The following is a 12,920-nucleotide window of genomic DNA, read 5'->3' as shown; positions in this document are numbered from 1 at the left end:
CCGCACTTTTTACTTATAGACAGAGAATATTATGAGTATCAAAATTCTTTCCGAAGCTGAAATCAAAGAACAGAAAAAAAATGCCTACGAAACACCCGCCGTACTGTTTGCCAATCCGAAAAATCTTTATCAACGCCGAGCCAAACGCTTACGTGATTTAGCCCAAGATCATCCATTGGCAGATTATCTTTTATTTGCTGCCGATGTCGTAGAAAGCCAACTAGCAACCCTTGAGAAAAATCCGCTTCCTCAGCAAGAGATTGAAAATACAAGCGGTATAGAACCACTTAATGCCAAAATATTTAAACGTGACGGCATTTGGCGTGAATACCTTGCAGAAATCCTGCACAACATCAAACCCAAAGCCAATGAACAAATGGCGGCAACCATTGAGTCTTTAGAGAAAGCCTCCAGCACAGAGTTAGAAGGAATGGCAAGCCAATTATTGGCGGAAGAATTCAATCTTGTAAGCAGTGACAAAGCCGTATTCCTTTGGTCGGCGCTTTCCCTATACTGGCTACAACTCTCTCAACAAATTCCACACGCAAGCCGTCTAGAAAATACGGAGAATATCCATTATTGTCCTGTGTGTGGCTCAGCACCCGTGGCAAGTATGATCCACATCGGCACCTCACAAGGTTTACGCTATTTACATTGCTCACTATGTGAAAGTGAATGGAATCTGGTACGGGCACAATGCACCAATTGTAATGGCCACGATAAATTAGAAATGTGGTCACTCAATGAGGAATTAGCACTCATTCGGGCAGAGACCTGTGGCAGTTGCGAAACCTATCTAAAAATGATGTTTCAAGAAAAAAATCCAAATGTTGAAGCGGTCGCCGATGATTTAGCCTCTATTTTCTTAGATGTCGAAATGGAAGAAAAAGGCTTTTCTCGAAGCGGGCTCAATCCATTTCTTTTTCCTTCACAAGAAATGTAATAGAAAACGGTCGTTATTTCCTCAATAACGACCGCTCTTTTATAAATAACACGCCATAACAACCGCATTCTCTCTTTTCCCATCAGGCAATGGATAGTAATTTTTACGGATATCCACCTCATTAAATCCCTGCTTTTCATAGAGCCAACGAGCCGGATTTGATTCCCTCACTTCAAGCCATAGAGTTTGGATTCCCTTTTCTTTAAGCTGTTCTATGAGTTCCTTCAAAAGGAATGAGCCAAATCCTTTTCCTTGCATAACAGGTTCAATGGCAATATTAAACAAGGTTGCTTCATCTAATACTTTTTGGCAAATTGCGAACCCGATAATTCGATCATCTTTAACCAATTTCAGATTCAAATACCGCTCGCCTTGATTATTTTTTAGCGTTCCGAAAGACCAAGGCACTAAATGTGCTTGTTGTTCAATCTCGTACAAACGTTCAAAATCGCATTCTTCAATAGTAAATATTTTAGGCATAGCATTAAATTTGTTGAATTTGCTTCCAAAGTTCACGTTTAGCAGCGGGGGAAGATTGGAAATCCCGATAACACGGTGAGCGATAAATACGTTCAGCATGCAAACAATGGGGTAAAGTGCGGTCAATTTTCTCCGTATTTTCAGCAAGTAGCCAATAACGTACGGAATGGTTTAACTCAAGATGTTGAATTTGATCGTAATTCAAACAAAGGCAATCCTCTTTTTTCAATGTTAGGCTTAACAACACATCCGTAAATAAAGGCGACTGACTCAAATTTTCATCAGATACAATAATAAACCGAATATGCTCCGCCACAGCAATCCCTACCTCTCCTTGCAAAACTTCAGGGCGGTGTAATTGCCATTGGGTAATCCCCATTTCTTTCAAAAGAAGATTGCGTCTGTCCATATTAAATGATTAGCGGGAAATAGAATCAAACGGATAGCTCATTAAGCCTTTTACAATGGCTTTTTCTTCCACCTCTGTTGGTTTTTGTTGATAGGCTTTTAGGCTACGGAATGACAAAATATTTTTCTCTTTATGGATCACCGCAATAAAACGTTGGAAATCCTTACCATTACATACATAGTAAGAAGATGTATCATCGCTTAAGGTTTGCAAATCACATATTTTTTTATTAGCTTCTAAATATTTTGAAATTAGGTTAGGTTCATGAGCCAAATCTTTTAAATAATAAGTCTCACTGAGAATTGATTTTCTGTTTTTACGATCCACACTTGCCGCAAGACTCACAAAACGCGGTTCTTCACTCTTTATAGCTTGTGTTTGTTTCACATATTTTTCGCCATTAAATTCAATTTCAATGCCTGCTTTTTTCACACGCTCAAATTGAGCATCTAATTTTTTGTATTGTTCAATTTGTTCCGGTGTCTCTTCTATTTTAGAAGGTGTTTGAGGCTTACCTTGTAATTGCTCAATTAATTGACACCCTGACAACAACATCGCCATAGTTGTTGCTAATACGATTTTTTTCATAAAACATTCCTTAACAGTAAAATGGCATAATGCCATGAAATCATTTTTTATCAGTGCTATCTTTGTTAGAATAGCACGTGATTTTAAACCAATAATTCATAGGATTCAAAGCGTGATTTCTCTTGAAAGCGAAGTTTTAGAACGCCATCTTCCCCTTTTCCACGGTAAGTCCATTATCCTCGCTGGCGGCATTAAGGATCAATTTCCACAAAAATTAGCACCGTATTGCCAATCCATTCAGGTTTGGAGTGGCTATTTTGATTACGCCCGCACCCAAAGTGCGGTCAATTTTTCCATTGAATTTCAAGGCAAAGCCGATCTTATTGTTTATTATTGGACAAAAAACAAGCACGAAGTGCAATTCCAACTGATGCAGATCTTTGCAAATGCCGCTGAGGAACAAGAAATACTCATTATTGGCGAAAATCGTTGTGGTGTACGTTCGGCAGAAAAAATGTTCTCCCCTTTTGGAGACATTGCCAAAATTGATTCTGCACGCCGCTGCGGTTTATATCATTTTTCTCTGAAAAAACGACCGCTCTTTTCCCTCAATGCTTTTTGGAAAACCTATCAACATCCTCAACTACAAGGCTTAACAATCCATAGTTTGCCCGGCGTGTTCAGTGCAAATGAATTAGATGTGGGGACGGCACTTTTACTTTCGACACTCAATCACCCGATTAAAGGGAAGGTACTTGATCTCGGTTGTGGGGCCGGCATAATTGGTTCACTCATCAAAAAAACAAATCCTCAATCAACCGTCATAATGACCGATATTAATGCAATGGCATTGGAATCTGCCCGCAAAACCCTTTCAGAAAACCAATTAGAAGGCGAGGTTTTTGCCAGCGATGTGTTCTCTAATATTGAAGGAAAATTTGACTTAATTATTTCCAATCCACCATTCCACGATGGGATTGATACGGCTTATCAGGCGGTAGAGACACTGATTAGCCAAGCCAAATGGTACTTAAATCAAGGGGGTGAACTCCGTATTGTTGCCAATGCATTCCTCCCCTATCCCGATTTATTACAACAATATTTTGGAAAATTTGAGATATTGGCACAAACCTCTAAATTTAAAGTTTATTCTGTAAAAAATTAATCCATGACGGAAAAACATTATACGATTAAGGATATCGCAAAACTATGCCAAGTAGGGAAATCCACGGTTTCCCGTGTATTAAACCACGATCCTAAGGTCAATGAGACAACACGGAAAAAAGTCCAAACTGTCATTGATTCCATTGGGTTCAAACCAAATCGTTCTGCCCGAGCGATGCGTGGTGCACAAGATCCCGTAGTGGGCATTATCGTTTCAAAGCTCAATTCAAGCGGTGAATCTCAAACATTACGCGCGATTTTGACCGCACTTTATCGCCAAAAAATTACGCCGATCATTGTTGAAAGCCAGTTCAATGAAAAACAAGTTGCCCACCATCTCAATTTATTCAAACAACGCCAGGTAGATAGTGTCATTGTCTTTGGGTTTTCCCCTCTTTCCAAAGATATACTACAACAATGGCAGGGCAATATGGTTGTGATTGCACGCTATTTTAAGGAGATTTCTTGCGTTTATTATGATGATCAAGGTGCAATTCATGCGCTTATGCATAAACTCCATAGCCAAGGCTATCACCATATTGGCTATCTCGGCATACATGATCAAGATGAAACAACAGGACGATTACGAACGCAAAGCTATTTGGATTTCTGCCACCGGTATAAACTCCCCCCTAATTTTTCCCTCACTGAACTTAATATTGAAGCGGGCTATCAGCACTGTGCTCGACTCAGTCTCCCGATTGATGCCTTATTATGTGCCACCACCAGCCTTGCTGTTGGTGCGGTAAAGTATTTACAAGAGCAGAAATTAATGTGCCCGCTTGCTTACATTGGACAAAATCCCCTTTTAGAACATTTCGTACCAAATTTGATAAGCCTAGATTTTGGCTATGAACAAGCCGGAAACCAAGCAGTAGACTTACTACTGGCACAAATTCGTGGAAATAGAGACGTACAACAGCAATTAGTTTCGTTTCAGTTATCTTAATTGCTCTCCCTAAAAAATTAGGTAAAATTATGAAGTCAAAACATAATTATGCTTACCTTACATAATTTTGCATAAAAGGAATAAAAAATGACCGCACTTAAGCCTGATCTATTCTATTTCCCCTGTCTATAACTTGCCGATTTGCTTACATCTCATACAAATAGTCCATAATTTCTCAATTTCGTGATCTTCCTCACATTTCTGATATAAACTTTTACCATTATGGGAACGTTCCCATTTACTTTCTCTATCTAAAGCGTATAATCCGAAACGGTTTAATTTTTATACGAAAAAGAAGGTTTTTCTTATGGCAAAACAAAAAATTGATCCGCAAAATGTGGATAAGCTGATCGTAGCGATTGGTGGACGTGAAAATATTGCAACAGTGACACATTGCATTACCCGTTTACGTTTCGTGTTAAATGATGAAAGTAAGGTTGACGCCAAGGCGATTGAAGCCTTACCAATGGTAAAAGCCAATTTCTCAACCGGTGGACAATATCAAGTTGTGATCGGTCAAGAAGTCGGCGACTATTACAAAATTTTGCTTGAAAAAACAGGCTTGGCAAGCGTGGATAAAGAACAGGTAAAAGCAGCCGCACGTCAGAATCAAAAATGGTACGAAAGCCTAATTTCGCACATGGCGGATATTTTTATTCCCCTTCTACCGGCATTAATTAGCGGCGGTTTGATTCTTGGTTTCCGTAATGTGATTGGCGATATAGCCATGTTCGACGGTAAAACGCTAACACAAATCAGCCCATTCTGGAACAGTATGCACAGTTTCTTATGGTTGATTGGTGAAGCCATTTTCCATTTCTTACCGGTGGGAATTTGTTGGTCTATTGCCCGTAAAATGGGTACTTCGCCTATTTTAGGTATTGTTCTTGGGATTACCCTTGTTTCCCCACAATTGATGAATTCTTATGCTCTTGGTTCACAATTGCCGGAAGCTTGGAATTTTGGTTGGTTTAGTATTGAAAAAGTCGGCTACCAAGCACAAGTGATTCCGGCAATTATGGCTGGTTTAACGCTCTCTTACATTGAGCGTTTGATGACAAAAATCGTACCTGATTTCTTAAATCTTATCATTGTACCGGTTGTCTCCATTATCCTTGCCGTGTTCCTAGCTCATAGCATTATCGGGCCTATCGGTCGTGAAATCGGTAATGGCGTAGCCTTTGTGGTGAAATATGCCATGACGGGAGATTTTGCCCCAATCGGTGCAGCATTATTCGGGTTTCTCTATGCGCCGCTTGTGGTTACGGGCGTACATCAAACCTCACTTGCGATTGATATGCAGATGATCCAAAGTATTGGCGGAACACCTGTATGGCCAATCATTGCGTTGTCCAATATCGCTCAGGCATCTGCGGTTGTCGGAATTATCTATGTGAATAAAAGTGCGCAATCTCGCGAAGTGGCAATTCCTGCCGCTCTTTCCGCTTATCTCGGCGTAACCGAACCCGCCATGTATGGGATTAACCTCAAATATCGCTTCCCGATGTTATGTGCAATGATCGGTGCAGCCGTAGCAGGCTTAATCTGCGGTTTATCCGGCGTGTTAGCCGGTAGTATTGGTGTGGGCGGCTTGCCAGGTATTCTTTCCGTTCAACATCAATATTGGGGCGTATTCAGTCTTGCAATGCTCGCAGCGATCGTGATCCCATTTGTGTTGACAACCATTGTTTACAAACGTAAAGCCGCAACAGGAACCTTATAATAGGAGAACCCTGATGTGGAATAAGGGAATTTTAGTCTTCAGTTTACTTTTGGCATTGCCCCTTACGGCAATGTCAAAGGCAGATTGGAAACAAACCATTACGCAGCAAGAACAAAAATTAAAAGCGGATATTGGGGTAGCCCTGCTTTCATCAGATGGAAAAGTACTCTTTGAATATCAGGGAAACCGTGCTTTTCCGCTTAATAGTACCCATAAAGCTTTCATTTGTGGGATTGCATTAGATTTAGCGGAAGACAATGCTCTTTCTTTCACACAGAAATTGCCGATTCAGGCAACGGACATTGTCAGCTACTCACCGGTAACCAAAAATAAGACCACAATGAACTTGGCGGAACTTTGCTCAGCAGCGGTCAGTTATAGTGATAACACGGCAGCCAACCTCATTGTAAAGCAAATTGGTGGCGTGAAAGCAATCAGTGATTATTTCAAACAGCACGGGCTAAATAAAACCCGTCTTGATCGGCGTGAACCTGAGATGAACAGAGATAATCTCCAAAAAGGATTAGATCTCACCACCCCAATTGAAGCGGCTCGATTACTTCACCAATTTGTTTTTACTGATCTACTCACCGCTCCCTCAAAAATGCTGCTCACCCAATGGATGTTAGATGATCAAGTAGCCAATGATCTACTTCGCTCAACCTTGCCAGAGGGGTGGAAAATTGCCGATAAAACGGGGGCAGGAAGTCATGGCTCAAGATCAATCATTAGCATTTTCTGGAAACCTGACGGCACCGGCTATCTGCTCTCAATTTATCTCACAAACACCCGAGCAACAATGGCACAACGCAACCAAGCTATTGCAGAAATTGGCAGAGTAATTTTTGAGCAATTGCCTTGATTAGACTAATAAATTGATGTCAATCACTTTTGGCACAAAATATAAAAAGGACAATAAAATGAATAACCAAAACTGGTGGAAAAATGGCGTTATCTACCAAATCTACCCAAAATCATTTCAAGATACGACAGGCAGCGGTACAGGTGATATTCAAGGTATCATCAAACGTTTAGACTATTTACAAACGCTCGGCATTGATGGCATTTGGATCACGCCGATGTACGTTTCCCCACAAATTGACAACGGTTACGATATCGCCAATTACCGTGAAATTGATCCGATCTACGGTACGATGGCGGATTTCGAGCAACTGATTGCCGAAGCCCATAAACGCAATATTCGTATTGTGATGGATATGGTGTTTAATCATAGTTCTACTTTCCACCGTTGGTTTGAAGAAGGGGAAAATCCACAAAGCGAATACCACGACTACTATATTTGGCGTGAAAACCCGACTAACTGGAAATCAAAATTTGGCGGTTCGGCATGGAAATGGTCGGATAAAGCACAAAAATATTATTTGCACTTATTCGCCCCCGAGCAAGCAGATTTAAATTGGGAAAATCCCAAAGTGCGGTCAGAATTGTTTGAAATTTGTCGTTTTTGGGCAGAAAAAGGCATTGATGGATTGCGTTTGGATGTGGTGAATTTGATTTCTAAACCTGAGCATTTTGAAGATGATTTCGAGGGAGATGGTCGCCGTTTCTATACCGATGGACATAAGATCCACGAATATTTGCAAATGCTCAATCAACATGCTCTCACGCCTTACGGCTTGATGAGTGTGGGTGAAATGTCTTCCACCAGTCTTGAACATTGCCAACGCTATGCCAATTTGAACGGTACAGAATTATCTATGACCTTCAATTTCCATCACCTCAAAGTGGATTACCCGAAGGGTGAAAAATGGACATACGCCCAACCTGATTTTGTCGAACTGAAGTCAATTTTTAACTACTGGCAACAAGGCATGCACGGCAAGGCGTGGAATGCCTTATTTTGGTGTAACCATGATCAGCCTCGTATCGTTTCACGTTTTGGCGATGAGGGGGAACTTCGTGCAATTTCCGCTAAAATGTTAGCGATGCTGCTTCACGGTATGCAAGGTACGCCTTATATTTATCAAGGTGAAGAAATTGGTATGACGAACCCAAATTTCACCACGATTGAAGAATATCGCGATGTGGAAAGCTTAAATGCGTATGAGGAACTGAAAGAAAAAGGCATCAATGACGATCTGATTATAAAAATTCTGGCACAGAAATCCCGTGATAATTCCCGCACGCCGGTACAATGGGACGAGAGTGAAAATGCCGGTTTCTCCACAGCCCAACCTTGGATCGATGTGGCACGCAACTATACTGAAATCAATGTAGAAAAAGCGTTAGCGGATAAACACTCGGTGTTCTACACTTATCAGGCACTCATCAAACTTCGCAAAGAATTATCTATTCTAACCGAGGGCAATTACACCGATTTACTGCCGAATCATAAGTTCGTTTGGACATATCAACGCCAAGCCAACGGACAAACCTTGACCGTGTTGGCAAACTTAAGCGATCAACCACAACAGATTGCGTTAAATGTGAAAGGTGAGATTCTAATGAATAACTATAATGATCTGTCATTAGAAGAAAATAAAGTGTTGTTAATGCCTTATCAAAGCATCTATTTGTTGGATTAACCTCATCAGTGGTGGTTTTCTAAGCAAGATATGCTAGTATTTCAGACCACCGCTTATTACTCAAAATAAGGAGAATATGATGATCGTAACCAGCTCCGCTATCAAAAATGGCGTATTCGAAGACAAATATGGCAAACGAGGCACACAATTTAGCCCAAACGGTATGCCAACTTATTCCATTCCCTTTGAAATCAAAGATGTGCCGGAAGGCACAAAATCTTTTGCTGTGGTGCTTGAAGATAAAGATGCCATTACCGCAAGCGGATTTGTCTGGATTCACTGGTTAATCGCCAATCTTGAACGCACAAGCGTACAAGAAAACGAAAGTCAAACCGCAACGGATTATGTGCAAGGCGCCAATTCTTGGGCAAGCGTATTAGGCAAATTTGAGCTTGAGGAAGCCTCCGCTTACGCTGGAATGGCACCGCCTAATTGCTTACACCGCTATGAATTAATCGTCTATGCTCTTGATACCAAACTCGATCTCAAAGCGGGATTTCGTTTCAACGATCTCCATTTTGCTATGCAAGGGCATATTTTAGATCAAGCCATGGTAATGGGCACTTATGATGTTTAACGAAAAATAAACAGAGGAAAAAAGCTATCCTTGCGCTTTCAAAAACGGTAATAAGGAAAGCGCAATGCCGGCGGCACAACAAACCACCACGATAAAAAATCCAGTCCAATGGAATTGTTGCACGATGAGAGCTAAAGGATAGCCGGCAATCGCTGCTCCAAGATAAGCAAATAATCCCACAAACCCGGTCGCTGTGCCAGGTGTTTTTTTATGGGAACATTCTGCCGCTGCCATACCAATTAACATTTGAGGGCCAAAAATAAAAAAGCCAACCACAAAGAAAAGTGCGGTCTGTAAAATATAATTTTCTTTTGGTAGCAACCATAAAGCGGTAATGGAAAAGAAAATACCAATGGCGAAAAGCAATGCCATCGGCCCACGATTACTGGAAAACAGGCGATCCGATCCCCAACCGGCTACAAGTGATCCTAAAAAGCCCCCCACTTCAAATAACGCTAAGACACTGTTGGCTGAAACCAAGTCGTAATGGTATTTTTCAGTAAGATAAATATTGCCCCAATCATTAATCGCTGTTCGCACCACATAAACGAGGGTATAACTTAACGCTAACAACCAAATATATTTATTCAAAAAAACATAACGGCGCAAAATTTCCCGCCAACTTAAATGGGGAGCTAGAGATTCTTGCTTGAGTTCCAATTCGTCATTTCGCCAATGTCCGACACTGGGTAGTCCCATGGACTCCGGTGTATTACGTAATCGCCATAACAAGAAAAAACCAATAAAAATCGCCAATCCCCCGGCAATGGCAAAACCATAGCGCCAACTATAATGTAACGTCACATAACCAATAAGCAAAGGAATCAATGCGCCTCCCACATTGTGCGCGGTATTCCAAATCGACCACCAATGCCCACGTTCATGACGAGAATACCAACTCGTCAATAACTTAGAACAGGCAGGCCAGCCCCAGCCTTGAAACCACGCATTAGCCACCCAAAGTGCGGTAAAAAACAACACAGAATTTGATAATCCAAAGACAATATTAAGAATCCCCGTCATAATCAGACCCATTGCCATAAAATGACGAGGATTTGATTTATCGGAAAATATCCCTGAAAAAAATTTTGATCCGCCATATGTGATATAAAATAAGGTCGCCATCAGCCCAATATCACTTTTTTCAATACCAAGATCGGTGATCATTTCCGGTACGGCAAAATTAAAACTCTTTCTTGTGAGATAAAAGCCTGCATAACCGATATACATGGCGATCATCAAATGCATACGCCAATAGCTATAAGTGCGGTCAATTTTTGAGGAAAATATTGTCATCTTAAATCCTTGGCAGAGTAATTTTAATCGTTGTGCCGTGCTGCTTTGGCGATATTCTTTGTTCACGGGAAATCAATTGAAATGTCCCACATAAAATATCAACCCGTTCTTGCATCCCTTTCAAGCCAAAACCTTGTTTGACTTTTGTCGGAGCAAATCCCTTACCGTTATCCTGAATGATTAATTGAATATCTTTACGAATAATAATGGAGAGACTCAGCGCAGTAGCAGCAGAATGTTTAACAATATTATTCAATCCTTCTTGACATAAACGATAAAGGGTAATTTCTTGGATATGCTCAAGCTTTACATTATCTTTATTTTCCCAAGAAAGTGCGGTCGAAATTCCGTGAGTTTTGAGATCGAGTTCTAAAAATAAATTCTGAATCGCCTGCTGAAGTGAAACATCATCCAACATTTTAGGGCGAATACGGTTTAATAGTCCCTTTGTAGTATCGTAAATGTTTAGAGAAAGTTGCTCAATCATCCTAACCACTTCCGTTATTTTAGGTGAAGGTTCCAAACGTTTCATAATAGAAGCCTGCATACGAATTGCCGTGATGTTTTGTCCTATTTCATCGTGTAATTCACGGGAGATGTCTTGACGAATCGCCTCTTCCGTATTAATAAGTTTCCGAGTGAGATGGCGATTACGATTCAGTTCTGTCGACAAACTTTGATTCAGATCCCGTTGCTGCTGAATCGCCAAACCGAGAAAAATTCCCGTAATCGTTTGTGCAGAAAGGGAAAGTAACAAATCCGTTAATGCCCCACTCGAAAAATTCCCCATCGTCGCCGTGAGCGCAATACTATTTAACAATGTACCAAGCAATGCCCCCTGCCAACCATAGGCATAGGCGAGCAAAATAATGGGGACAGAGAGGAAAAATAAAGTAAACCGATGAAACTCTTCCGGCGTATAAATTTGAATAAGTATATTCAATAAAAACAATAAGATATAAATTAGAATATGTTTGGCTCGTAACGAAATCGGCTTATGTACCAATCGTGCGGTAAGCGGAATCCAAGCACGCTTAAAAAGATATTCATCGACTAAAAAGCAGGCGGGCATTATCAATAACATTCCGGTAAAACTGACCAGAAACGTATAAAAAAAGGAAAATGAAAGTATCGCCCCAACCAAGCCATTCATGAAACTCATCACAAGTACTAATCCACTCTGTACGATGAGCTTACGGATTTCATTACCTTGGTAATATTCCTTTATCACCAGCGTAATAGGCACACTAATAAGAGCCAAAATGCCGGGCGATAAATAATACTCATCCTGTGACGCATAGATTAGCAACCCCAAGACAGAAAATTCAGCACCATAACTTACCCACCAAAATACTTTTGGCATATGTAAATTAACCCCTAACCGAAAAGCAAAAGGTAAAAACAGTAATGCCATTAAGGTATTTTCGAGTAAATAATCGGAAATCACCCACAAAGAAAAGTAGGCACAAAACAAAATGAAACCACTGTAAAGAAAGGTCAGCAATGACGTCATACTTTATAATGTTGGTGAAATAAATTCGTCAATTCTACGTTATTTTTCACTTCTAACTTGCTCATAATATTGGCACGATGGGCATGAATCGTTTTAAAACTCAAGCCTAATTTTTCGCCCATCTCTTTAGCCTCAAGTCCCTGACTTAGCAATTCGCAAATTTGCAATTCACGTTTTGTTAGCAGATCAAATGGGTTGCCGGTGCGATTTGAAACCAATTTCACCGTCAATTCCGGCATTAAATAAACGCCACCGGCATACACGGTGCGAACAGCTTGTATCAGCTCATCAGGACTGCAACGCTTGCTTAAATAGCCTTTTGCACCTTGTTCCAACGCTTTTTTAACCACAATTTCGCTATCATTTACACTGAGCATAATGCAATGAATACCGGAAGGAATACTTTTTAGCAGTTCCAATCCGCTTTCATCGGGCATTGAAATATCAATAATGCAGATATCCGCTTTTGTGTGAGGTAACTTTTGGCGGGTTTCTTTCGCCGAACCAAACTCCCCCACGACAACAATCTCTTCTTCCAGTGAAAGTAACTGCGCAAATCCTGAGCGCACAATGATGTGATCATCAATGAGTACAACTTTTATCATTGTGGTTTCCTCGTTTTTTAGAACGGGACGGATTTTAGCACTGAAAAAAGTGCGGTCAATTCTTGATGATTTTATGGCATGATGTAGCAATCGCACAAAACTGTTTTTGGGATACTTGTAGGGACAGCCAACCACTGTCCCTATATTTAGTTGGAATTTCTATTCTTATGCATTTGCTACAAATACC

The 12,920-nt window shown here is 40.7% G+C and carries 13 protein-coding genes; 7 read left to right on the top strand and 6 right to left on the bottom strand.

What is annotated here, in order from left to right:
• The first annotated feature begins 31 nt into the window (after window positions 1-31).
• Window positions 32-943 carry a formate dehydrogenase accessory protein FdhE gene (gene fdhE / locus BKK54_RS00365; protein ID WP_077540431.1) on the top strand — a complete coding sequence of 304 codons (912 nt, stop codon included), beginning with the start codon at window positions 32-34 and terminating at the stop codon, window positions 941-943.
• Between the two features lie 39 nt (window positions 944-982).
• On the opposite strand, the gene rimI is transcribed toward fdhE, so the two are convergent.
• From rimI to BKK54_RS00350, 3 genes are read right to left on the bottom strand one after another with little or no spacing between them, the layout of a single operon-like run.
• Complete coding sequence (gene rimI, locus BKK54_RS00360; RefSeq protein WP_077540429.1) at window positions 983-1,423, bottom strand: ribosomal protein S18-alanine N-acetyltransferase; 441 nt, start codon at window positions 1,421-1,423, stop codon at window positions 983-985.
• A gap of 4 nt (window positions 1,424-1,427) precedes the next feature.
• Window positions 1,428-1,832, bottom strand: a complete 405-nt coding sequence (gene holD / locus BKK54_RS00355) for a DNA polymerase III subunit psi (RefSeq protein ID WP_077540427.1) — start codon at window positions 1,830-1,832, stop codon at window positions 1,428-1,430.
• Between the two features lie 9 nt (window positions 1,833-1,841).
• Entirely contained in the window at window positions 1,842-2,420 is a 579-nt protein-coding gene (locus BKK54_RS00350; RefSeq protein ID WP_077540426.1) for a hypothetical protein, read from the bottom strand.
• Window positions 2,421-2,532: 112 nt separating this feature from the next.
• Between BKK54_RS00350 and rsmC the strand changes: the two genes are divergently transcribed.
• The 6 genes from rsmC to BKK54_RS00320 all read left to right on the top strand — a co-directional run bounded on the left by rsmC (window position 2,533) and on the right by BKK54_RS00320 (window position 9,319).
• A complete protein-coding gene (gene rsmC, locus BKK54_RS00345) occupies window positions 2,533-3,525 on the top strand; it encodes a 16S rRNA (guanine(1207)-N(2))-methyltransferase RsmC (protein ID WP_077540424.1) in 993 nt (330 codons plus the stop codon).
• A 3-nt stretch (window positions 3,526-3,528) separates the two neighbouring features.
• Window positions 3,529-4,473, top strand: coding sequence for a LacI family DNA-binding transcriptional regulator (locus BKK54_RS00340; protein WP_077540422.1), 945 nt, complete (start codon window positions 3,529-3,531; stop codon window positions 4,471-4,473).
• 307 nt (window positions 4,474-4,780) lie between these two features.
• Complete coding sequence (treB, locus tag BKK54_RS00335) at window positions 4,781-6,196, top strand: PTS trehalose transporter subunit IIBC (RefSeq protein WP_077540420.1); 1,416 nt, start codon at window positions 4,781-4,783, stop codon at window positions 6,194-6,196.
• Window positions 6,197-6,209: 13 nt separating this feature from the next.
• Window positions 6,210-7,058, top strand: a complete 849-nt coding sequence (bla, locus tag BKK54_RS00330; RefSeq protein WP_077540418.1) for a class A beta-lactamase — start codon at window positions 6,210-6,212, stop codon at window positions 7,056-7,058.
• A 58-nt stretch (window positions 7,059-7,116) separates the two neighbouring features.
• Entirely contained in the window at window positions 7,117-8,742 is a 1,626-nt protein-coding gene (gene treC, locus BKK54_RS00325; RefSeq protein WP_077540415.1) for an alpha,alpha-phosphotrehalase, read from the top strand.
• Window positions 8,743-8,821: 79 nt separating this feature from the next.
• Complete coding sequence (locus BKK54_RS00320) at window positions 8,822-9,319, top strand: YbhB/YbcL family Raf kinase inhibitor-like protein (RefSeq protein WP_077540413.1); 498 nt, start codon at window positions 8,822-8,824, stop codon at window positions 9,317-9,319.
• Between the two features lie 24 nt (window positions 9,320-9,343).
• Here the strand turns inward: BKK54_RS00320 and uhpC are convergent, their stop codons facing one another.
• From uhpC to BKK54_RS00305, 3 genes are read right to left on the bottom strand one after another with little or no spacing between them, the layout of a single operon-like run.
• Window positions 9,344-10,615 carry an MFS transporter family glucose-6-phosphate receptor UhpC gene (gene uhpC, locus BKK54_RS00315; protein ID WP_077540411.1) on the bottom strand — a complete coding sequence of 424 codons (1,272 nt, stop codon included), beginning with the start codon at window positions 10,613-10,615 and terminating at the stop codon, window positions 9,344-9,346.
• Window position 10,616: 1 nt separating this feature from the next.
• On the bottom strand, window positions 10,617-12,128 hold the full coding sequence (gene uhpB, locus BKK54_RS00310; RefSeq protein ID WP_077540409.1) for a signal transduction histidine-protein kinase/phosphatase UhpB: 1,512 nt from the start codon (window positions 12,126-12,128) through the stop codon (window positions 10,617-10,619).
• Window positions 12,125-12,733, bottom strand: coding sequence for a response regulator (locus tag BKK54_RS00305; RefSeq protein ID WP_077540407.1), 609 nt, complete (start codon window positions 12,731-12,733; stop codon window positions 12,125-12,127). Before BKK54_RS00305 ends, uhpB begins: the two co-directional genes overlap by 4 nt.
• Window positions 12,734-12,920 lie beyond the last annotated feature (187 nt).

This window comes from Rodentibacter genomosp. 1 (assembly GCF_001999285.1).
Classification (GTDB): Bacteria; Pseudomonadota; Gammaproteobacteria; order Enterobacterales; family Pasteurellaceae; genus Rodentibacter.
The sequence above is the reverse complement of the archived record's forward strand: the minus strand, read 5'-3'. Positions and strand labels throughout refer to the sequence as shown.